Consider the following 22,990-nt stretch of genomic DNA (forward strand, 5'->3'; position numbering starts at 1 on the left):
AAATCGAATACACAACGTTAAATCTTACTAAAGATGAACCGAAAAATAATATTAACAACGATAATGCTGGCGCCCCTCCTCTTTTTCCTGGGTGGCTGCAAGCGATACCTGGACGTGGCGCCGGATAATATTGGAACGATCGACTATGCATTCCGTATGCGTAAAGAAGCCGAGAAGTATTTATTTACCTGTTATAACAACCTCCCGCAGCTGGGTACAATTTCCAGTGACCCTGCATTTATAGGCGGTGACGAATTTGCAACCATTTACCCGCCCGGTATTTATTTTGACCCGGCGCTGTACCGTATTGCCCGTGGCGAACAAAATAAGATCAGCCCGTTTGCCAATTACTGGGATGGAGGTAATGGGGGCCGTTCGTATTTTCAGGCATTAAGGGAATGTAATATCTTCCTGGAGAATGTTGACAAAGTACCGGACCTGACTGATTTTGAAAAAAAGCGCTGGGTTGCCGAAGTGAAGTTCCTGAAGGCCTACTATCACTTCTACCTGTTTCAGCTCTATGGCCCCATACCGCTTATCAAAGTGAACCTACCGGTTTCTGCATCTATTGAGGAAGTACGGATAAAAAGGCAGCCCGTGGATTCGGTGGTAAACTATATTTCCGACCTGATTGATGAATCATTGTTTTACCTGCCGGATGAGATCAGTAACAAGTCTTCCGAGCTGGGAAGGATCACCAAGCCCATTGCGCTGGCAGTAAAGGCCCGGCTGCTGGTAGTAGCTGCGAGCCCGCTCTATAACGGCAACCCGGATTATGCCAACTTTAAAAACAAAGACGGCGCACCCTTGTTTAACGCTGCTGTTAGCCAGGAAAAATGGGTAAGAGCCGCTGCAGCCTGTAAAGCCGCCATAGATGCGGCACATGCGGCAGGTAACAAGCTTTATACTTTTATTCCCTCGTTTGGAGAAACGGTAACCGATTCCACCAAAACCGTTCTGAGTATAACCGGGGCCCTTACAGACAAATGGAATACAGAAACGGTGTGGGGACTGTCAAATGCCTACGTCAGCTATATACAGGCCGCCTGCCAGGCAAGGGTAACTTCGGGCGACCCCTCCGTAGTGGAAAATCCTCCGTCCACCAATGAGTCCATCCGCTCCGACCTGGCGGCCTCGCTCAATATGGCGGAAATGTTCTACAGTAATAATGGCGTACCCATTGAAGAAGATAAACAGTACGATTATGCCAACCGGTTTACAAAGCTGCGGACGGCTAAGAGCCAGGAAGGCTTTTACCTGAAGCGGGGGTATGAGACGGCGCAATTGCATTTTGACAGGGAGCCCCGGTTTTATGCCGACCTGGGATTTGACGGAAGCATCTGGTACGGATTGGGCCTGTATGATGATAGCAAAACTTGGTTTGTGGAGGCAAAACACGGGCAACGTGCTGCCCAGCTTGGAGCCGGACTTTATTCCGTCACCGGCTACTGGCCCAAAAAACTGGTGAACTACCGGAATGATTTTGGCTCGAATTCAGCAGGCTACAGTACCCGCAATTACCCCTGGCCGGCGATCCGGCTGGCTGAGTTATACCTCCTGTATGCAGAAGCGCTCAATGAAGCCAATGGCCCGGGTGCTGCTTATGAATGGATTGACAAAGTAAGGGCCCGCGCCGGGTTGAAAGGAGTGCAGGAAAGCTGGTCCAGTTATGCAAAAAACGCCTCCAAGCCGTCAACCAAAGAAGGGCTGCGGGAAATTATTCAAAGGGAAACCTTGATAGAACTCGTGTTTGAAGGGAAGCGTTTTTGGGACCTGCGCCGCTGGAAAACGGCTCCGGTGTACCTGAATACGCCCATTAAAGGATGGGACCTTGCCCAGGAGGATGCCGTTAATTACTACCGGGTAAAGCAGCTTTTTGCTCCCACATTTACACCCAAAGACTACTTGTGGCCCCTATCGGAATACGCGCTCGTTGTGAATCCAAACCTGGTACAAAACCCCGGCTGGTAATCCCTTTATTAAATTTATTTTTTATGAAAAAAATATTGAACCATTTTTCTATAGCGTTAACCGCATCCGTTTTGCTTTGGGCCTGTCAGAAATCGGGCCTGAACGACCATCACCCCGTGGAATCCGATGGTGTTCCCCCGGGCATTGTAAGCAATGTAAAAGTGGTGAACGGCCCGGGCGCTGCCATCATCACTTACAACCTCCCGGCAGACAAGGACCTGCAGTATGTTATGGCAGAATATGCCGTTAACGACAAGGTGAACAGGGTTACAAAGGCCTCTTCTTATACGGATACGATTCAGGTAGACGGGTTTAATGACGCCGGCGACTATACTATTAAACTATATGCCGTAGATAAAGGAGAGAACCGGTCTGAACCTGTTTCTGTAACCGTACATCCTACTACTCCCCCCTTCCGTACCATTGCCGCCTCCCTCAATCTTTTTAATGACTTTGCAGGCGTAAATGCGCAGTTTAATAATCCCACGCAGGACAAAGTGGCCCTTGTTATTCTTGCCCGGGATCATAATAATGAATGGGTGCCCGCTGAAACATTTTATACGGCTGCAACAAACGGATCCTTTTCTGTAAGAGGTTATGACACCATACCCGTGGTATTTGGTGCGTATATCAGGGACCGCTGGAATAATTATTCGGATACCATTTTCAAAACCATTCACCCGTTGTATGAAACGAAGCTGGATAAAACAAAATTCCGGCAGTACCGCTTACCGAGCGATCAGCCGGCTGCCTGGGGATGGGAGATGCACTATATGTGGGATAACTATTTGGGTGAGCCCGGTTTTCATACCGAACAGGGTGCCCAGCCACAGCCCCACCGGTTTACGTTTGATATGGGCGTGGTGGCCAAGCTCAGCCGTTTTAAGATCCTGCAGCGTACGGGCAGCTGGCTGTATGCACACGGTAACCCCAGGTACTGGACCATGTGGGGATCCGCTGCAGCGCCAAACAGCGATGGCAGCTGGAATGGCTGGACAAAGCTCATGGACTGTGAGTCTATAAAACCTTCCGGACAAGGCGCCGGCGTGGTAACGTCTGAAGATGTGGCCCATGCCCTTGGTTCCGACGGACTGGGGGAAGAATTTACGATCCCGTCCTCTGCTCCGGCCGTCCGCTATATTCGTATGGAGATTAAAAAGAACTGGAGCGGAACGGATTTTTTCCATGCGCTTGAAATTACTTTCTGGGGCAACCCGCAATAAACAAAACTGAAAATTCTATGTCTGGAAAATATATCTTTTATGCCATTGCACTGTTCGCCTATTTAGCACAGATCACAGCCTGCAAAAAATGGAACGATTATAAAAAATACCAAAAGGACGGGGAGATTATTTACCCCGGCGCTTTGTCCAACCCCAAGGCCGCACCCGGGAACGGCCGCGTACAGCTTTCCTGGAATCCAAGCATTGATCCTAAGACTTCCAAATATGTGATCTACTGGAACAGCGGGCTGGACTCGATAGTGGTGAATGTTAGTACGCATAATCCCACCGATACGTTTAAGGTGGTGATTGACCACCTTCCGGAAATGGCACATAATTTTACCGTGTACACCCTGGATGAAGCGGGTAACCGGTCCGTGCCCGTAGGGATCAATAATATAAGGGCCTATGGAACGATCTATCGGTCGGGGCTGATCAACCGGGCTCTGTCGTCTTATAATTATACGGAAGAAGACAACCTTTTATCCGTCCAGTTTGGCAATACCGATACAGTATATATGGGTACTGCGGTAACATACACTGCCGTTTCGGGGCAGACCAAAATCCGGTTTCTGACCAATGAAAAGGATTCTGTACAGATTGCCGACTGGAAAATAGGCACAAAGCTGCTTTACCAGTCGAGCTTTAAACCTTCTGCTGCGGCCATCGATAGTTTCCGGGTGTCCCGGCCCGATACGCTTAGCGTTACGGTACAGGTGCCGCTGTTAAAAAGCCTGTTCGCGGCCATTCAGGCTCCTTACGATTTAGTGGCGTATACTGCAGAAACCGGTATCCAAAATCTTTGGAGCGGCCGTGTGGGAGTTCAGTATTACCCCAATATTTTTCATAGCTCGGGTTCGCCGGCTATGCCCAATGGCACCATCAGCTTTGACATGGGCAAACTGTATAACAACCTTTCCCTCGTAGAGGAAACGGGCCGCGATTGTTGCCATAATCCAACCAGGTTTGAGATTTGGGGTATTGCCGATACAACGGGAGCATTTCCGGCCCTCCCGGGCGGTGATGCACAATGGGCAACCAGTATGCAGGCAAAGGGATGGACCCTGTTGCTTGACGCCGAAAGGACCGACGAGGGGGTTAACCCTCAAAAATTTGAGCTGATTGCCAATCCTCCGCCGGTACGTTTTATACGGGTGCGGTTTAAAGCAACGGCCAATAATTCAGATGTGGTCAACCTGAGCCAGCTTAGTTTCTGGTACCGGTTATAGGCAGCGCCGGGATATTCATCAGCAACAAAACCAATCGTAATGTAAAAGTGCCGGAAGTATGGATTTAAAATGGGGTACCGCCCGTATTTTATGCCGGCTTTGGGTTCAACAGATCTAAATTCTTAAAAATGAAAAAAACAGTATTAATTTTATTTGGCTGGTGCTGCCTGCTAAGCACGGATGCAGGGGCCCAGCAAAAAAACATCTTCAACGAAACGGTTCAGCAAAAGAAAAAACGTATGCAGTGGTGGACGGATGCCCGTTTTGGCATGTTCATTCACTGGGGGCTTTATGCCCTGCCGGCACGGCATGAATGGGTAAAGAACTATGAGCAGATCACCAATGCCGGTTACCAGAAGTATTTTGACAATTTTAATCCGGATCAGTTCGATCCGAAAAAATGGGCGCGGGAAGCAAAGAACGCGGGTATGAAATATGCCGTATTAACCACCAAGCACCACGAGGGATTTTGTCTTTTTGATTCGAAATATACCGACTATAAATCAACCAATACAGCGGCCAAACGAGACCTGGTGAAGGAGTTTGTAGATGCCTTCCGGGCAGAAGGTCTTCGCGTCGGTTTTTACTATTCGCTCATAGACTGGCATCACCCCGATTTTACAATAGACGGTGTGCATCCGCAACGCATTGACAAAGGAACGGAGGCCGACTATGCAGCGGTCAACAAGGGTAAGGATATGAAAAAGTATCAGCAGTACCTCAAAAATCAGATCACTGAACTGCTGACAAAGTATGGTAAAATTGATATCCTCTGGCTGGATTTTTCCTATCCCGGAACCTTCGGAAAGGGGCGTAACGATTGGGCTTCTATGGACCTGATCAAAACCATCCGGAAATTGCAGCCGCAGATCATCCTCGACAATCGTATGGATCTGAATGATTACAGCGATGGATACGATTTTGAAACGCCAGAACAGGTGGCGCCGGAAGAACTGGTCAAATATAAGGGCAAATACTGGGAAACATGCCAGACCTTTTCCGGCTCCTGGGGCTATCACCGGGATGAACATACCTGGAAAAATCAGCGCCAGTTGCTGGACCTGCTGATCACTTCCGTTGCCAACGGCGGTAACCTGATCCTGAATGTAGGGCCTACTGCAAGAGGACTGTTTGATTACCGGGCCAACCGGGCGCTGGACAGCCTGGGATACTGGATGAATGCCAACCAGCGTTCTGTATACAATTGTACCTATCCAGCCAATGCATATGCCTTGCCCGCAGCCTCAAATATAAGGGTGACGTACAACCCTCAAACGCAGCGGCTGTACCTGCATCTGTTTGATTATCCGGCTGATGGAAAACTGGTGCTGCCTGGTTTCAGGGGTAAAATAACCTATGCGGAGTTTCTTCACGATGCTTCTGAAATACAATATAAATCAACAGGAGAAAAAGACCTGGAATTGAAGCTACCCGTTCAGAAACCTCCATACGAGGTGCCTGTTATAGAGTTAATGCTGGCAAAGACCATGGAATAATTACATAGAGGACTGTTTTGGGTCAGGGCTGTTTTTCAGGATAGGGAAGACAGCCCTTTTTATTGAGGCGTTGGGAGGCTAAGGGGAGTAAGCGGCCGGTTATTGAACGCATGCCCGATATCAGCGCCGGTGTCTTGTATATACCCTGTTTAGGTCAGGGTGAAGTATGCTTTTTTTAAAAGATTAAATGTATATTTATAGGGCCTTCAGCATATAAAGATTGTTTAAACCGTAACAATAATTTTTGTGAGCATTTTACATGAGAAAAGACCGGGAAGCATCCGTTTGCCCGGAATTGGCAGTAAGCCCCTGCTGATTTACTATAGGCATTATTCACCAAATCAAATACCCATCATGAAACAGATCAGAATTGCCGCGTTGCTGCTTCTGGCAGGCAGCGCTTTTACTGCCTGTCAGAAGAAAGGCGTGAACGAACAAAATGAAAAAACGCCGGAAACCGTTGCTGTGATCTCCCCGGAATTTCAGCACCTGAAAGTATGTACCGAACTTTATCCCGAAGGAACATCGGCACGGGGCGCCACCATCAAAGCCAAACAGTGGCCCAATGGAACCACCCTTAAGGTAAGCCTGAATGGGGGTACTGCATTTGTAAGGAACAAGGTCATACAGTTTGCCAGACAATGGGAAACCTATGCCAACATAAAATTCAATTTTGTTACCAACGACCGGAAAGCGACCATCCGGGTAACCTTTTCTCCCGGTGGCTCCTGGTCCTATATTGGCACCGACGCTTATGCGATAAAAGGAGGTAAGGCTACCATGAACTTCGGGTGGTTCGATAATTCGACCCCCGATGATGAATTCAGCCGGGTGGCCATCCATGAATTTGGACATGCATTGGGAATGATCCACGAACATCAGCATCCGCTGGCTGATGTCCCCTGGGATAAGCCCAAGGTTTATGAGTACTACCGGCAAACCCAGGGCTGGACCACACAACAGGTGGATGTGAACCTTTTTCAAAAGTATTCAACCACGGAAACCAATTTCAGCGCATATGATCAAACATCTATTATGCACTATCCGGTGGAGGAAGAGCTGACCATTGGCAACTTCTCCGTAGGCTGGAATACCGTACTCTCCGGTACTGATAAATCTTTTATTGGTACGGTATATCCGAAATGATCCTCCAAAAGAGTTGCCCGCAGTACCCGGCAGCATGCTTATTGCCGGGTACTTTTTTAAACCACACAGAAAAACAGGTAATTTTATCTTTATATGTATTGCCGCAAAATTATTTCCCTGCTCCTGTTTTTACTGTGTAGTACAGCTTTTTGTGTGAAGGCACAAAGGAACGAGATCCGGGTTGCGGCCGGTTATGGCAGGTCGGACCTGCATTGGTCTATAGCAGGAAATATCGATGGGGAAGATCCGGATATTTTGTCTGAGCTGGTATGGAGCCGGTTGCGGGGCCCCTTATGGAATGGAGGAATACGTTATTATTTTAAGAACCGTTTGGGGATTGAACTAAATGCCGGCTACCATAGTATCCAACAGGGAAGAGTGACCGACCGCGATTATGCAGGCGATCACCGTCAGGATAACTATTATAATGAACAGTTTAACAGCGGGGGAAGGGATGTGTTGATTGATGCGGCGGTAAATTATAATATTGGAATCCTTGCGGACTTTCAGATCCGCCCTTTTATAGGGTATACATTAAAAAAACAAGAAGCCTTATTGCTTGGCGATGAAGAAAAAGAAAAGGACTTGCATAGTTCCTATAAAACAACCTGGATGGGGGGAAGGGCCGGTTTAAATGCTATCGGAGTTTTTAACCGGTTTGATATCCGGATGAATTGCTCTGGTGGTCTTTTAAATTATAAAGCTGATGCATTGTGGAACCTGATCGGGAATTTTGCAAAAACGGTTAGCTTCCGGCATCGTACCCATGCTTACCAGGTTGACGGAAACATAGAAATGGGATATACCTTTTGGAAAAAAATAAGGGTCATGGGGTACTATCAAATCACGCATGGTGATGCCTGGAAGGGTACGGACAGGGCCTATTATACCGATGGCAGCACCATCGATACCCGGCTGAACTGGGTGACCACCACCGGCACTGCTTTTGGAGCGGGGCTGAGTTATTTATTTTGACCGGGTATCAACGGCCGTTACTGCTGTAATTTTTCCTGTGCTTTTTTCAGCATCAACTTGGCATGTTCCCGTTCACCATGATTGGCAATTTCCAGCATTAATGCTTTTTGATAATACGGGATCGCCTTTTTATAATCCTTTTGCTTATAGGAGTAATCACCGGCAATGATATAGCTGTTGTAAAAAGTTGGATTTTCTGCCACAAGGCTGTCGGGATCTATTTGTTCGCCATTCTCGATTTTTGCACGGTATGCCCGGAATTGTTCAAAACGTTTAAATTGAGGGGTATAGATCAGGGAATCCGCAGGAATGGTAAGCGCCGCTTCATTGACCTCCGTATTTTTGTTCATACCACGCATGGCAAAGATCTTTTTAAGATCGTAACAAATATAGGGGCCTAATTGCCAGGGGGCAGTGGACACCCATACCCGTAATTTTTGCGGCTCAAATACGATCGAGTGGTGTGCAATGAACTGGTTCACCGCTTTTTCATTTCCCAGGCCGATATCAGCATTATTCATACCCCTGTAATCGCGGAGGATATCAATGGTCTTTTGCACGGAGTTTTTTCCGTTGGCCGTTAACAGCTGGTTCAGCCGGTTGTAACGATACACCGAAGAACTTTTTTCACGCATTTCCTTATTGGGCTCCGAGTTCCAGAACGCACTGCTCTGGAAATGATTGGTACAAAGGATGGCGTTTTTATTGGGATCATAAACCGACAGGGAATCCGGTGTTTTTTCAATGATCACGGCTTTATTGTCGGCTGCAGAACCCACCAGGAAAGACTCCGATACAAACATCTTCCGTCTATTGGCAATAGCAATGGCTTCGCTGATATTTTTTGCGTACTGAACGATCTCGCGTGCTACCAGCGAAACGGGGGTAGCGGCACCGGTAGGATAACTACTCTTGGCGGCATTGATGGTAACGGTTAGCCCCTGCTCGTTCATACCCGAAACCACTCCGGTAAACCCGCCCCAGGTAACGCTCATAAATTTATAGCCGGAGGAAGGGTTTACAAACTCAATGATCTTGTTTTTTGCAAAGTCGTCCCCAACATAAAAATCAAAATTGCGGCCAATGATCATGGTGCTGTCTGCCGAGGCCGCGCCCCAGGTGCCAAAGGAAGTGCAACCCACCAGGGCCAGGTTTTGCAGGGCATGACCGATATCATGTGCTGAGTGATAATTGAGGATACGCTGGTATTTGTCGCCGATATAGCCATAGTTATCAGAAGCTGACCGGGAAACGCCATAGATCTCTTCTTTGTATTCTTCCGCTACATAATCCGGCAACTTCCGGTTAAAAAAACCAATAAAGTATTTTAAAAAATGCCGGTAAAATTTGGAAGGCACCATTTTGTTGATCTGCGCGCTGAAATAATCTTCCTGCAATTGCACAAGCTCCTTACTCAGTTTGCCGTTGATGACCCCCCGTTCAAACGGAGCGCCTTCCACATACAATTCATACAAACCGGAATTGCTTTTGCGGAACCAGCTGTTACCGATGGTGTATAAACCGGTATCAGGTTGTTGCCGTTGTAATTGTAAAGCTGCCGTATCTTTTATTTTAGGCGCTGGAATATCGGAAACCCATACCAGGTAGGCAAATAATAAACCGAACAGTAGCACTATGACTGCCAGTACCCGTAATAACCTTCGTAAAAATCGTTTCTTCATCCTGTATTTAGTTACGGTATACAAACACTAAGACCGAAATCTTGTTTACTCGTTTGCAGCTTTCAATGCGTGAAATTCAATTTCCGCCGATAAGCGAAAATTGGTTTGTTTTATTTTTGCAATTGCACTCGATTCGCCTTTATCAACCTGCATTTCCAGGAGCTGTTGCCGATAGGTATCTTTTACAACAAGAATCTCTACCCATTCAGGAAATGGGTCGCCATACTCTATTGCTATTTCCGGCGTTGCAGCAATATGTCCATAGACTTTTTGTAAAAGTCCAAGCTCGCCAATATTGTTCAGAATAATGAAACAGCTGGTGTCCGAGATAATTGTTTTAGGCATTCGCTACATCTCTTGAAAGGTCTGAGGCTGGGAAGTTAAAGATCGGGACATCGTAGCTGCCTAATAGCTCTGCAAAAGCCCTTTTTGTTAACCCTGCAACTTCAGCAGCCTGCCCCAATGAAAGCTTGCCCGTTTCATAGAGCCGGCCTGCTACCAGCATAGCAAGTTGATGGTTGTCAACGTCTACATTGTCCGGTATGTTCAGCGTTAAAACTTTCATGCAGCAAAGGTACTACTTTTTTAAGCATTCCTTATTTTATCCACCAGTGTAGGAGCCTTGAGCAGCAAGGTACAGGTCAGTACTGCGGAAAGCGAAGTTCCTAAAATTCCGTGCAAATTGAGACTTTGGCCTGTTAAAAACAGGTTGGGAATTTTGGTACGCGGACTGATGATGGTTTGCAGGGGATTGTTATAATCTTTTTGAATGCCGTACATCGACCCGTCTTCCAGACCGATATAATCCCGGTTGGTAAGGGGGGTGGCGGCGTAGCTGTGTTGGATATTTTCAGTGATCTGCGGGAACCGCTCCTGCACCAGCGCCAGCAATTGATCTGTTTTCCGTTTTTTAAAGGCTTCATAATCCTCCCCGCGTTCCGTTTCCTTTCCTACGCGGTTATAAGTGTCCTTCCATTGTTCTACGTCCCGGAACCACATAGGGGTAAGGATGGAAACTGTAGCGGCATAACGGGGATCCTTCCGGTCCGGAGTAAAATACAGCCCGTAACCCAGCGGCCAATTGGTATCCGTATAATCATTCATATTCCATAAATGCCCTTCTTTATGAAAATAGTAATTGTGGTTTTGGTAAGGAACGGATCGCGGTTTTAAAACAAGATGCAGCGAAAAAGATGCAACCGTATTCGATAGCCCGGTGATCCGTTTGCGGTATACATTTTTTAACAATGCAGCATCGGTAATGTGTAGTGTAGCTGCGGGGTTGATGTTGGAAATAAAATAGCGGGCGCTGATGTCCGTTCCTGCTTCCGTTTCAATATGGGAAACCGCGCCGCCGGATTCCACGATCTTTTTCACTTCGCAATTGCGCAGGACCGTTCCGCCCTGTTTTTTTATTACCGCCGCCAGCAGTTTGGCGATCTGCGAGCCGCCATCCACGCATTTCCAGCTGCTTTCGATATAGCTGTTCACGATCAGCGCATGCACATGAAAAGGGGTCTTGCCTGCAACGCCGGAATAAAGCAGGTTATTGCCGGCCAGCACGGCCTGTAATTTGAGGTTGGGGGTGATCGCCGCAATGGTTTCCTGTGCGCTTAAGCCCAGTACTTCGTCTTTAGCCGATGCATCATCGTTGGTTAAATGATAGAGCGGGAATTTGCTGCATACTTCTTTTACCAGCGCACAGTAGCGGATAATGGCCTCCCGATCCTCCGGAAAATCAGCCGCCAGGTTGTTGATAAAGGCATCATAACCCTGGCTCTGAACGTATGCCTTCGGGTCACCTTCCAGCAGGATATGATCAAAGGCTTCCTCCATTTTTTCGAGTCGCAGCTGGTCTATGATACCGGCATATTTCAATACCTGGTACAGATTCTGACCTTTACTGAGCCCGCCGATATAATGCACACCGGTATCGAAGAGTTGTTTGTTCCGCGCAAAGGTCTGCAGGTTGCCGCCCAGCTGTTTGTTCTTTTCGACCACGCAAACCCTTAGCCCTTGCTTACCCAGGATGCTGCCGCATAAAAGGCCGCCGAGGCCGCTTCCGATGATGATAACGTCAAACTGCATGGGTATTATTCCCGGGTAAGTTAATAAAAACGGTTAAGCCGGCGATAATAAAACCAACTCTTTTCTGTTCGCTAAAATCCAGATGGGAACTTACCCATTCGTAGATATAATCGTTTACGAATCCTTTTTTACGCAATTGATCTTCAATGACTGCAAACCCGGTATAACCTGCCAGGTCCACTACTGTATCCACATCATCTGTAACTCTTGTTTCAGAAGCCGGGCGGTCTTTGTATAAGGATACCGTGGCCCCACCTACAAATACAACATGATTGCTTAGTTCCTCCAGGGCAGTAAATACGGCAGCAATTCTTGCGATGTTCGTCTGATCACTCATAGGATAATGTCATATAATGTATTCAATGCAAACTTTAATTCTCTTGTCTGTCCAACCCGTATGATGTCAATCGCGGCAAGCATTAAATGAAGGACGCTGTCCTGTAAAGCGGCTTTTGGTGCGCCTTTATATAACGGGGTAATGGACAGGCCCCGGATGCTGCCATCGTCATCGGGCCATACATAATGGGTCTCTGTTGTAAAATGAGCTTTAAATGCGGGATGGGAATGCGCGGTGGGAATGCCTATAACCATTGTTCCTGGTTGTTGGGGAAATACATATTGCAGTCCGTACTCGATAAATTCCATCAATGATTTCCGAAATACCTTTCTCCGGCTCTCATCAATAAGACCCGCCCTATGGCTCCTGGTTAGCGACTCGGAAACCTCCGAAATGCTTAAGAACAGGGATAATGCCAGATCTCTGTACCGCCATTGGGCCTGGTCGAGCGATCGTATTTTTAATAAGACAACAATGTCCTGTGGACGCATGCCATTGTGTGACTTCATGATGCAAAGTAACTGCATTTACTTGTTCGCTGTTTGCAAACAGCGAACAAAAGTCATAAAATAATAAAAATAACTTATTTATAGTATATAAAAATAAATAATATTAATTAATATACCTGCCTAATCACAATAATTAGCCCATGTAAAATTACGCTTACGGAGCATAGGAAAACGGGATTATTTGTTTGATCATTAGGATGCATTTGTTCTGTTTGCCCTGTGTTTGGTCCCGGTTTTAAGAAGGGAATCCTTATTTTTAAACAATGAAAACCTAACTCATGAAATTATTCTTTTCGCTCGCTTGCTTCTTATTGGTGTTATTTACTGCCTGTAAAAAAGATGATGCTGTTACCGTTAAGATCACCGGGCCCAATCACAATGCGGAACCGCTTACTGTAAGAGTTGTTTATGTAGTGCCATCGGATAAAGCATTAAATGCAGACTATGTAAAAGCCGTTCTGCATTGTGCTGCCGATCTGAAAAACTGGTATGCGGGCAAGTTGAATAACGGCAAAACCTTCCGGTTAAATACACAGGAGGTGGAAACCCTGAAGAGCAGCCACCCGGCCGGCTGGTTTGATCAGCAGAACAGCGGCAGTGGTGATAACCGCGATTTTTATTTTTACACCAATGCAAAAAATGATGTAAAAGCATTATTGGGTGCTTCCTACGATGAAAATAAATACACCTATTTTGTTTATGTGGACGCACAGGGCAAAACAGGTGCCGGAGCCCTCCGTTTTACAGCTATGCCGGAAAACGACCTTTTGGGACTGACGGGTAAAATGAAAGAGCCGGTTTCCCGGTGGATCGGCGGGGCCGGTCATGAGCTGGGACACGCGCTGGGGCTTCCGCATCCCGCCAGCCAGGATCCAAATGCGTTAATGTGGACGGGATATACCATTTACCCCAATTGTATATTGCCGGCCAGCGATATACAGCTACTAAACGGAAACCCGTTTATACGTTAAGGATCCCGGACGTTTCTGTCAGCGTGCTAACAATTCGTTCATTAACCGTGGTAGTGGTATTGCCATTACGTCCCGGCCTAATGGAAACTGATCCCTGCCGGCATAAACTACAAACCGTTTATCCGCTTGAATATCATCACAGGCAATATAAAAACCTTTGGATAGTTTGGGTACGGAGTTGCGCTTGATCATCCTTGTAAATTTAACATGAAATATTAAATTTACAAGGATAAATATAATTGAATTGAAACGATTTTTATTATTTTATTGATTAGCAATTAATTGTATTTTTTTATTTCCGCAACACCCAGATCACATTCGATGTATACTTCGTATGATCGACCCGTTCAAAAGAAAGCCCATGTTTATCTGCCAGATCTTTGATCATTTGCCCGGAAAGAAAATGCAGCCCGTTCACTGTTTTGTTAAAGGAGAATACTTTGGTAGAGAAAAACTCGGTCAGTCTGGTGCCTTTGTGTTTTTCCTTCAGATCCCTGTCCCCGTCGCGGATCACCAGGATACCACCCGGTAACAGGCTCTGAATGGCGTTTTCTATAACGGCTACCTGCTGCTCCGGTTGCAGGTAATGCAGCACATCACTGATCACGATGCCGTCATACTGCTCAAAAACAAAACGGCTGATGTCGGCATGAATAAACTGCAGGTCATCCGTTTTGCTAAAGCAATGGCTGGCCGTTTCGATCTTATCCTCATCGTAATCCACGCCCGTAATCCTGCGTTTTTCCTGGCTGCTCCAGTATAAAATATAACACATAAACCCGTAACCGCAGCCCAGGTCCAGGATGCGCCCATCCGCGGGCATCAGTTCATGAAATTGCTGGTAATAGTTTTCCAGCCGCAGTTTTATTTTTAAATACCATTCCAGTACCGGGCCCTTATAGATGTAGTTAAAGAACAAATGTTCCTTAAAATATTTAGGCTGTTCCAGTTCTTTCGTCAGCTGGGTATGCTGCGCTTTAAAATAGTTGGAAACGGATTTGGTCCGTTCCTGGTAATTGACGCCCCAGCTTGTATCATCTGCCTTGATCCTTGGCAGGTATTGTGCGGTGATGGGGCCGTTCTTTAACAGGTAATCACCCTTGGTCATGGTATAACCCAGGCCATGCAACAGCACCGGCACAATATCCAGCTGCAGTTTTTCTGCCAGGTAAAAAGCGCCTTTATGAAAGCGTTTCATGGGCGGGCGGGTACTACGGGTCCCTTCGGGGAATACGACAATGGAGTAGCCTTTGTCGGTAAGCGTTTTCAACAATGGCACACTGTTCTCAATACCGTTGGCCACCGGGTAAAAATCGGCCATACGGATGGCCCAGCCAAATACCGGCGATTTCCATACCCACCGGTTGGTTAACAGGATCAGGCGGGGGTTGAGCATTGCCATTTTTAAGATATCCAGAAAAGACTGGTGGTTCGCGATCACTACTGCCGGTGTTTTAAAGGTTTCGCGCAGGGGATTGTTGATCTTTTTACGGAAATTGCCCATAATGTACAGTACCGACATGCAGAAGTTGGACAACAATACATGATAGCTGTATTTCCCTTTTTCCTTGTTAAAAGGGTTGAGCCGCACCAGGAAAAGGCCAACGATGGTCAGCAGCACACTGGTAGAAGCGAAATAAACAAAGGAAAAGGACGACCGGTGCCAGCTCCACAGGGTCCAGGGATGGAACTGTTTTTTTACCCGGCTTTTTATAAAAAGATGGAACAGGAAGGGAATTAAGATCTGTGACATCAATACCACGCAAACAATGCCGGTTACGGATATAAAGGCAATGGACTGCAGGGCGGGATGTTTGGCAAATACCAGCACACCCAGCCCGGCAATAGTGGTGATGGCGGAGATCAGGATCGATGATTTATACGAGCCCAGTAATTTTCTGCCGGTCCTGTATTCTGATAGCAGCCCGTCCATCACAAACAAGCTGTAATCATCACCCAGTCCAAAGATAAGGGTCGATACAATGATGTTTACGATATTGAATTTGATACCTGCCAATCCCATAATGCCCAGGATCCACACCCAGCTGATGAACATGGGGATAAAGGCCATCAACATCAACTCCACCCGCCCGAAGGTTAGGAAGAGCACCACCGCCACGAGTATGGAAACGATCCAGGCAATGCGGTTAAAATCCTGGTTCACCATTTGTGTTAAACGGCTGGTCAGGTACTGGCGGTCCAGTATGGTAGCATCATTGCCGGCTTCGAGGCTGTCTACAACGGCTTGCCGGAACGCCTGGGGCACTTTGAGCACCGTAACCACAGAAGCGCGGCCGGGCGTTTCGGTAATATAATCGTCCAGGTAACTTTTACGGATACCCGAAAGCTGTGCAGGATCCAGGGTTTCAAAGGAGGTGGCAAGCAGCTGTTCAAAATGCTGAAAGGCACCGGGTTTAAAGCCCAGGGCGAATCCCTGGGTCTTAATGTCGGATAGCAGCTGCGCTTTTTTATCTGCTGTCCAGTAAACATTCCATCGGGCGATGCGTGCGCGTTGCAGGGAGTCAGACATAAAAAGGGATGATACGCCTCCCGCGCTGCTGATCTTTCCTTCGGCCCGGAATCTGTCAATGTCTGTTTGCAGGCGCTCGCTTTTTACCAGGGCTTCATCCAGGTTGCCGCCTTCGGTCACCAGGTATACCGACTTTAGCGCGGCCCCGCTGATGGCATTCAGCTTTTGCTCTGCCTGTTTCAGCTCCTTCGACATATAATTCAGCTGCATCATGTCCGGCTCAAACTGTACCTTACCGGCGAAGAACGCAAATACTATGGTGAGCAGCATGATCAATCCCACCAGCCATTTGTTCGATTCCAGGCGAACGGATGCGATCCGGTCGATCCAGGAGTGTTTTTGTGCAGGGCCTGCTGCTGTACCACCAATAAAATGCGGTAAAAAAACAAGAGAGCACAATACTGCTCCGATCAGGCTTAGTCCGGCAAATAATCCCAGGTCTTTTAGCATATCCGAGGTGGCGAACTGCAGCGTCAGGAAGCCGGCAATGGTGGTAAAGCTGCCGATGGTGAGCGGGAAGGCAAGGTCTTTGATCACCTGGCGCATATCGCCGGTATGGCGGTAATGGTTGAACACGTGCAATGAATAGTTAACCACAATGCCCAGCACGATAGAGCCGGTCCCCAATGCAATAATGGAAATACTGCCTTTGATCAGCGCGATGAAGCCCAGCGCAAACGCTGCTCCATAGACCACGGGTACCAGGATCAGCACCGGGGCCCGTTTCTTCTTAAAATAGATGCTGATAAAAAATATCAGGAACAGGATGGTGATGCTCAGCGTTAACTGCGTATCCTTTTTTAGCTGTGCCGCGTTCCCTTCGGAAACCAGGGCGCCCCCAAAATAAAGGGTCCGGATCTGCGGGTGGTTTTTGCCGAGGGAATCAATGCCCCGGTTCAGTGCTTCAAACAACAGTTTGTTCCTGCCGGTATTGCCTGCGGTAAAATTGGGCGTAATGAACAGCAGGAGGGTCTTTTGATCTTTGGTAATGATATGACTATCGTACAATTCAAAATTATCATCTACCTGCAGCTCCTGCAGTTTTTTTAAAGCGATAAAGGAAATGCCGCTGGGGTCCCTGCTGATGACCTCATTGATGGCAAAACTACCGGGACTGCTCAGTAATTTTATATCATTTTCAAGTGTGGTCTTTAAAACCGCAGGCTGGATAAGGGTGTCGATCTTCGCATAATCTTTTTCCGAAAGAAAAACGGGAAGATGCTCCTGTATGGTCTGGAACAGTTCCAGGGTAAAATCGTCTTCGATCCGGTAACGGATGTTTTTTATATAAGGCGCCGCAGATTGTTCCAGGGCCGCACCCAATGCATCGCCATAGGCCACCAGGCTGTCGGGGGCTGTTTGTGTGGTGTCCTTTAAAGACACCATCACCGCCAGCTTGTCGGCAAATTTTGAATTGCCAAAGACCTCGGCAACCTTTTCTGTTTTTTGATCCTTTGGAATGATGGCGTATACGTCTTCAACAAATCTTATCCGGCCGGCCAATAGCAGGAACAAACCAAGCGTACCTGCGAAAAGGAGATACAGCAGCGGTTTGCGTGTAAGAAAATACTGGTATATCGTAAGAAAGACTTTCTGCATATCTAGCCGGCAAAGATAACTGAAGAATGCGTGCCGGTTGCGGTTCCGGTGTTATGCGGCGTTCACCTTTTCTGTTTTAGGGGGATTTTCAGCAGTAAAAAAGTGAGCAGCCAGAAAAGAATAGCTGCAACAATGGCCAGTGTAATGCTTCCGTACAGGTATTGTTCCAGGTTCTGACCCATATATTTTAAAGTGAGCTGTTTGCTGAATGAGATATCCACTGCGCGGCTGCCCATCCAGGGTTTCCCCATTTTATAACTAAGGAAAATGATCAGGGGGATCATGGGGGGGATGCTGATATTGGCTGCCAGGATAAAAAGGGCCTTGTTCAGCCGCATCCAGTGCGCCGCGGGAATACCCACCAGCAGCTGGAATCCCCAGATGGGTACAATGCCCATAAAGGCTCCAAAAGCCATGGAATTAGCCTTGGTAACCGTGGTTTCACCAGGATTCAGCAGGAGCCGCTTCAGCTCCTGCTGCCAGTTTTTTTTTGTAAACCGCCGGAAAAAATTGCGGGGCTTTATATATAAGAAGGTGATCAGTACCAATACCGTATTCAGTACGCTGATGCGGCTGAAATCTTTAAAAGGCCGGAAATGCGTGATGCGCTCTTCTTTTGGAGGATAATAAACGGTAATGGGAACGGAGGTTACCGGTACACCAGTCCAGGCCAGGCGCACGATCACCTCAATTTCCAGTTCGTATTTCCGGGTAAACAGCTGCATCCTGCTGATGGGCTCAAGGGGGTAAAGCCGGTAGCCTGTCTGGGTATCCGGGCAGTCGATCCCGGTTTCTACCCTGAACCAGAAATTGGAGAATTTATGCCCGAAGCTGCTTTTGCCAGGCACATTGTCTGCAGTGGCCATGTTCCGGCTGCCCATGATCAATGCGGGTCCCCCGGTTTCCAGTGCATCGAGGAAGAGCGGCAGGTCTTTTGCAAAATGCTGCCCGTCCGAGTCGATGGTGATGGCATACCGGTAGCCCAGCTCCATGGCTTTTTTAAATCCGGTGCGCAGGGCCATACCCTTTCCCTTATTGGGAGAATAGGCTGCCACCGTTACCTGCGGAAATTTTTCCAGGATCGCCGGTGTGGCATCTGTAGAGCCATCATTGATAACGATCACCTGCCCGGTATAACGAAGCACATCAGTGATCACCTGTTCAATGCTGGCGGCATTATTATAAGTAGGGATCAGCACACATACACCCAGTATGGAAAAGCGCTCTGAAATATCAGCAGGTATAATTGAATGATCCAATTTCACGAAGGGGCAAAAGTAAAACTTCTATTGTATTTCGGTAGCTAATAAATTTTGGTAATTGTATTTTTTATACGCGCTGATCATGTTTTTTTCCCGGGTTATTTCAAACAGTTCATTCTTTATCTCTATCCGCAGCCAGTATTCCGGCTCCGTATGTGAAAAAGAACTCAGCTTGAGCAGCACATCTGTATTTAGCCGGCGTTCTCCTGTCAGATATTTATGCAAGTTACTGTCCTGCATTTCAAACAGGTTCGCCAGCTTTTTTTGCGTGATTTCGAACACTGCCAGGTACATTTTTACAAAATCGAGGATCTTTATGTTTTTATCTGTACTTCTATCTTCAATATAATCCTCAATCTGGTATTGTATAGCTAGCAGTTCATTTTTCAGCCTTCTCTCTTTGCTTTGCCTTTCTGAATGTGAAAGAATAAAGTCCTTCAGCGCATTTGTTTTTTCCTTGTTCCAGACATGAGTCATTTCAATTTCGTTTCTTTCCTTGCTCATGATTTATATTTTTTAAGTATTTGTTTATGAGATGTTCCCCTGCCTCGGGAGAAATTAACATGGTAGTATCACCAAACTTTACAGCTCCATATTTTTTGCAGTACACAGCCATAAGCTTTATTTCATCCTCTTTGTTCTCCTCGAATACATCAAAAGCCAGCCAGCCTTTATAAGCTCCGGCACCATGTATAAAACTAAGGCGACAGGCAAAAGCAATGAGGCATCCCGCTACCTGTTCGTAACGCTTATGGCGTCCTTTATTATGCGGCGCTATTTCTACGTAGGCCATGTAAGGCTCAATGGTATCTTTCATTTTAAAGCTAAGGCACCCTTCAATAATATCGGGCGTTTCCTCGCAGATCAGTACAAAAGTTTGTAATTTTTCCTTAAGTGTATTTTTTTTAAAATTAAACCGCCAGCCTTCATTTAATGAGGTCAAAGCGAGATGCGATGGCGATTCGATACGTGCATTTACCCATCTTTTATCTTCAATCCTGATAATGGAAACCCGCATAAGGTTTAATTGCCTCAAAGATACAAAAAATTATACAAATTGTATAATTTTAAAAGATAAAATCAGGCGGCCGTACTGCCGGAGGGAGACGAACAGTCATAAATGGGAGCCGGTGCCAGGGACCGTGCTTACCGGCGGGGTCCAAAAGTGTACCGTACTGCCAGGGCGATATTCAGCAGCTCTACTTCACCATCAAATTGACGGTTGACGTTTAAAAACGCCGGCCGGTGGTCGAGGGTAATGTTGACCGGGGCCTTCGGAGATTTGAAATCGAAACCGCCTACCGGCCCCAATCCCAGGGAAGCCTGCGTTTTGGCATTTTCAAACGTTTTTGTATAAGGATCATTAGGTGGCGGAGCCGTACCCGGGTAATTGGGAAGATCATCTTTCAGGAACCGGACATGCCCCTCCGCTCCGATGATGAAACTGAGCCCTCCTTTCATGGGAATGTGCAGCTGGTAGGAGAGGGCGCCGAAAAATGGCTGGTAAACCTGCACCCCCTCAAAGTTTTCCTGCTCATTTCTTAAGACATATTCTTCATAGGAAATACCCGCGTTTAGTTCAATAGCCGAACGGGGCGAAAAAAACAGTTTGTAAGATCCCGAAAGAAAGTCATAGGCTTTTGTTCCCAGCACATTGGCCCTTACGCCTAAAGCCTGCCGGTAAGGGACCGTTCTTTTCGTGGTTTGAGCAATGGTCATGTTAGCAACGGCCAATAAGATAAAGAGGCATATTTGTTTTTGCATAGCAGGTGTATTTATTGCAGGGGACCCCTTTTAAAATCGGATGTAAACGTTTCCCTGTCCGCCTCCGGGTTGTTGGATGCCGGCGATGTGGATTGTGAAATGGTCAGCTGCTGGCTGGTAAGCGTTAGCACATTTGCTTCGGAATGTTCCCCGTTTTCTATATCCTCCATGATAAGGGCTCCTGTGTCCGGCAGGTACCGGCAGGTACCCTTTGCCTGTTCGGTGATCACCCACCTGCCATCTTCCCGGTTGCGCTCATAGGTTTCAAAAGTTCCGTTTTTATAAAACAGGATGGTGATCTCTTTGTCCTCACTGGCGGCTTCGGTATATTCTTCAATAATTGCTGATCCTTTATAGGCCTTGTAATGAAAGGAGGTCTGTGTCCACAGACCGATTATTTGATCCGGCAGATGGGTCTCCTGTCTGTCCTTATAACAGCTGGGCAGGGTAGTGGCAAGTACTGTAAGGGTCAACAGGTAAGTGATTTTTTTCATGTTTTCATTCTTAAGGTTTGTAAACGTGCCGGTTCCTGACCGGCTGATGGCTTTGCAATAATAGGATAGAAAATGAGGGATCTGCTGTTTTGTGCATGGATAACAAGGGCTTGTGACAGATAACAAGGAATGGTGACCAGCCGCAAGGTCAATGTGACGAATTTCAAGGGTGTTTTGAAAGGCAGGGGCATCTCCCGTTATAAAAAATATTATTTTCGTTGGTAAACAGCTTTTTTTGAACCGGCTGATCCATACGTTAAAACAACCACACCCGGGATACGGAAACCTGCGTATTTATTTTCGCACGGTGCTGGGCATCGTATTGATCGTTTTTCTCATATTAAGTATTTTACAGCCCTTTAAGATCGGGGAACGGAATATTGCAGGAAATCCTTATATCACTGCTGCCGTATATGCCGGGGGGGCTTTTTTAACGATGAGTCTGAATGCAGTGTGGCTGCTGGTATTTCATAACTGGTTCCGGCCGGATAAATGGACATTAGGTAAGGAGCTTATCGTAATGGCCTACCAGTTTTTCAGCATCGGGCTTACGATCTGGCTGATCAACCATCTGCGGGGAACGCTCCGGCCTGAAGATGCAAGTTTTGGCAACTCTTTTTTCCTGGCCATTGCCATTGGTATCTTACCTTATATTATTGCCACTTTCGGGAGGCACAATTATTTGCTGAAGCATCATTTGAAGGAGGTGGCGGCGTTTAATGAACAGCTGAAAGCGCTGCAGGCTCAAAGCAACGGGCAGGTGGTGGCACAAACGGCGGCGGGATATTTAAGTATTCCCAAACTGGATCATTCTATAGCCATAGATGATTTCCTGTTTGCGGAATCAAAGGGCAATAACCTGGTGCTGCAGGTGTGCCTGAACAACCGGCTGCAACAATATACCCTGCGCAGTACCCTGAATGATTTTGCACAGGCCAATGCACATATCAGCCCGTTGTTTCGCTGCCACCGGTCATTCATCATCAACCTGGATAAAGTAACACAGGTGCAGGGCAATGCTGCCGGCTACCAGGTCCTATTGCATCCCGGCCTGGGCCCGGTTGTGGTGGCGCGGTCCAGTGTGCCGGCCTTTAAAAAAATACTTGCCGGAAGGAGCTGAGTTACTTTAGAAATTGTATCGTGCTGCGATCCCAAAAGTATGCGCATGCAGGGTGCCAAAGCCGGAAGGCGCGGCAATATGCAGTACCGGCCGGAAATCTGCAGATAGATTTAAGGGAATGTTGCTGAACTGGTAATCCGCCCCCCCGGTTGCAAAGAGCCCGGCACCAAAGCCATCGTAGTAGCGCTGTTTGGAAAAGGAGTTGAATACGAGCAATCCTCCGCCGAGGAACCATTTGAGCCCTTCAACGCTGCTGATCTTAAAATGATGCTGGTAGGCACCGGAAAGACTGACCCCTGTTGTGTTCCAGTATTTACCATCATAGATGGAATAACGGTTCCTTTGTCCAAATCCCGCATCGAGTTCAATAGCACCCGGTTCAGAGATATAAAATTTGTAGGAGACCGCCAGCGTGGCATAGTCTACATGGGAGCTGATCCTCAGGCCGATAGCTTTGCCGCTTTTGTCCTGGGCATGGAGCGAAGTTATAACTGTAAATACTGCAATACAGAGAAAGAGTTGTTTCATGAGAACTGGGTTTAGAAGTATACTGCCAGAGGAATACAAAGGTACTTTTTTTTAGAAAAGAGCTCC

21 protein-coding genes are annotated in these 22,990 nt (G+C 47.1%); 8 read left to right on the forward strand and 13 right to left on the reverse strand.

Translation table 11 applies throughout. From position 1 onward, the window contains the following. Nucleotides 1-33: 33 nt before the first annotated feature. The 6 genes from BLS44_RS06955 to BLS44_RS06980 all read left to right on the forward strand — a co-directional run bounded on the left by BLS44_RS06955 (nucleotide 34) and on the right by BLS44_RS06980 (nucleotide 8,040). Nucleotides 34-1,971, forward strand: a complete 1,938-nt coding sequence (locus BLS44_RS06955) for a RagB/SusD family nutrient uptake outer membrane protein (protein WP_090389336.1) — start codon at nucleotides 34-36, stop codon at nucleotides 1,969-1,971. A gap of 23 nt (nucleotides 1,972-1,994) precedes the next feature. Further along, entirely contained in the window at nucleotides 1,995-3,194 is a 1,200-nt protein-coding gene (locus BLS44_RS06960) for a DUF5000 domain-containing lipoprotein (RefSeq protein WP_090389337.1), read from the forward strand. 17 nt (nucleotides 3,195-3,211) lie between these two features. Next, a complete protein-coding gene (locus BLS44_RS06965; protein WP_090389338.1) occupies nucleotides 3,212-4,423 on the forward strand; it encodes a DUF4998 domain-containing protein in 1,212 nt (403 codons plus the stop codon). Between the two features lie 128 nt (nucleotides 4,424-4,551). Continuing rightward, a complete protein-coding gene (locus BLS44_RS06970) occupies nucleotides 4,552-5,919 on the forward strand; it encodes an alpha-L-fucosidase (RefSeq protein ID WP_090389339.1) in 1,368 nt (455 codons plus the stop codon). Nucleotides 5,920-6,273: 354 nt separating this feature from the next. Continuing rightward, a complete protein-coding gene (locus BLS44_RS06975) occupies nucleotides 6,274-7,065 on the forward strand; it encodes a M12 family metallopeptidase (protein WP_090389607.1) in 792 nt (263 codons plus the stop codon). A gap of 153 nt (nucleotides 7,066-7,218) precedes the next feature. Further along, nucleotides 7,219-8,040 carry a hypothetical protein gene (locus tag BLS44_RS06980; protein ID WP_090389340.1) on the forward strand — a complete coding sequence of 274 codons (822 nt, stop codon included), beginning with the start codon at nucleotides 7,219-7,221 and terminating at the stop codon, nucleotides 8,038-8,040. A 17-nt stretch (nucleotides 8,041-8,057) separates the two neighbouring features. Here the strand turns inward: BLS44_RS06980 and BLS44_RS06985 are convergent, their stop codons facing one another. The 6 genes from BLS44_RS06985 to BLS44_RS07010 are packed head-to-tail and all read right to left on the reverse strand — an operon-like array spanning nucleotide 8,058 to nucleotide 12,674. Next, nucleotides 8,058-9,722 (reverse strand): C45 family autoproteolytic acyltransferase/hydrolase, encoded by a 1,665-nt coding sequence (locus tag BLS44_RS06985; RefSeq protein ID WP_090389341.1) that lies wholly within the window; start codon nucleotides 9,720-9,722, stop codon nucleotides 8,058-8,060. Nucleotides 9,723-9,767: 45 nt separating this feature from the next. Beyond that, entirely contained in the window at nucleotides 9,768-10,067 is a 300-nt protein-coding gene (locus tag BLS44_RS06990) for a PIN domain-containing protein (protein ID WP_090389342.1), read from the reverse strand. After that, entirely contained in the window at nucleotides 10,060-10,287 is a 228-nt protein-coding gene (locus tag BLS44_RS06995; protein WP_090389343.1) for a UPF0175 family protein, read from the reverse strand. The genes BLS44_RS06990 and BLS44_RS06995 overlap by 8 nt, the downstream gene beginning before the upstream one ends. A 20-nt stretch (nucleotides 10,288-10,307) precedes the next feature. Then, nucleotides 10,308-11,810 (reverse strand): phytoene desaturase family protein, encoded by a 1,503-nt coding sequence (locus BLS44_RS07000; protein WP_090389344.1) that lies wholly within the window; start codon nucleotides 11,808-11,810, stop codon nucleotides 10,308-10,310. Beyond that, nucleotides 11,800-12,147, reverse strand: a complete 348-nt coding sequence (locus BLS44_RS07005; RefSeq protein WP_090389345.1) for a hypothetical protein — start codon at nucleotides 12,145-12,147, stop codon at nucleotides 11,800-11,802. The genes BLS44_RS07000 and BLS44_RS07005 overlap by 11 nt, the downstream gene beginning before the upstream one ends. After that, complete coding sequence (locus BLS44_RS07010) at nucleotides 12,144-12,674, reverse strand: hypothetical protein (protein WP_218127706.1); 531 nt, start codon at nucleotides 12,672-12,674, stop codon at nucleotides 12,144-12,146. Before BLS44_RS07010 ends, BLS44_RS07005 begins: the two co-directional genes overlap by 4 nt. A 260-nt stretch (nucleotides 12,675-12,934) precedes the next feature. On the opposite strand from BLS44_RS07010, the gene BLS44_RS07015 reads away from it, so the two are divergent. Next, nucleotides 12,935-13,627 (forward strand): zinc metalloprotease, encoded by a 693-nt coding sequence (locus BLS44_RS07015; protein WP_090389346.1) that lies wholly within the window; start codon nucleotides 12,935-12,937, stop codon nucleotides 13,625-13,627. A gap of 292 nt (nucleotides 13,628-13,919) precedes the next feature. Here BLS44_RS07015 and BLS44_RS07020 read toward each other — a convergent pair whose 3' ends face one another. The 6 genes from BLS44_RS07020 to BLS44_RS07045 all read right to left on the reverse strand — a co-directional run bounded on the left by BLS44_RS07020 (nucleotide 13,920) and on the right by BLS44_RS07045 (nucleotide 21,276). Beyond that, nucleotides 13,920-17,756, reverse strand: coding sequence for a 1-acyl-sn-glycerol-3-phosphate acyltransferase (locus tag BLS44_RS07020; RefSeq protein ID WP_090389347.1), 3,837 nt, complete (start codon nucleotides 17,754-17,756; stop codon nucleotides 13,920-13,922). Nucleotides 17,757-17,818: 62 nt separating this feature from the next. Continuing rightward, the gene (locus tag BLS44_RS07025; RefSeq protein ID WP_245729129.1) at nucleotides 17,819-19,021 is read right to left on the reverse strand and encodes a DUF2062 domain-containing protein; all 1,203 of its coding nucleotides are present in this window, start codon (nucleotides 19,019-19,021) and stop codon (nucleotides 17,819-17,821) included. Nucleotides 19,022-19,042: 21 nt separating this feature from the next. Next, entirely contained in the window at nucleotides 19,043-19,522 is a 480-nt protein-coding gene (locus tag BLS44_RS07030) for a helix-turn-helix transcriptional regulator (RefSeq protein WP_090389348.1), read from the reverse strand. Then, on the reverse strand, nucleotides 19,497-20,054 hold the full coding sequence (locus BLS44_RS07035) for a hypothetical protein (RefSeq protein WP_218127707.1): 558 nt from the start codon (nucleotides 20,052-20,054) through the stop codon (nucleotides 19,497-19,499). Before BLS44_RS07035 ends, BLS44_RS07030 begins: the two co-directional genes overlap by 26 nt. 110 nt (nucleotides 20,055-20,164) lie before the next feature. After that, on the reverse strand, nucleotides 20,165-20,782 hold the full coding sequence (locus tag BLS44_RS07040) for a hypothetical protein (protein WP_143019689.1): 618 nt from the start codon (nucleotides 20,780-20,782) through the stop codon (nucleotides 20,165-20,167). 11 nt (nucleotides 20,783-20,793) lie between these two features. Further along, a complete protein-coding gene (locus tag BLS44_RS07045) occupies nucleotides 20,794-21,276 on the reverse strand; it encodes a hypothetical protein (RefSeq protein ID WP_090389351.1) in 483 nt (160 codons plus the stop codon). A 235-nt stretch (nucleotides 21,277-21,511) separates the two neighbouring features. On the opposite strand from BLS44_RS07045, the gene BLS44_RS07050 reads away from it, so the two are divergent. Then, nucleotides 21,512-22,396, forward strand: coding sequence for a LytTR family DNA-binding domain-containing protein (locus BLS44_RS07050; RefSeq protein WP_090389352.1), 885 nt, complete (start codon nucleotides 21,512-21,514; stop codon nucleotides 22,394-22,396). 6 nt (nucleotides 22,397-22,402) lie between these two features. Here the strand turns inward: BLS44_RS07050 and BLS44_RS07055 are convergent, their stop codons facing one another. Beyond that, nucleotides 22,403-22,924 (reverse strand): porin family protein, encoded by a 522-nt coding sequence (locus BLS44_RS07055; RefSeq protein WP_090389353.1) that lies wholly within the window; start codon nucleotides 22,922-22,924, stop codon nucleotides 22,403-22,405. Nucleotides 22,925-22,990 lie beyond the last annotated feature (66 nt).

It is taken from the genome of Niabella drilacis (assembly GCF_900101395.1).
Taxonomy (GTDB): Bacteria; Bacteroidota; Bacteroidia; order Chitinophagales; family Chitinophagaceae; genus Niabella; species Niabella drilacis.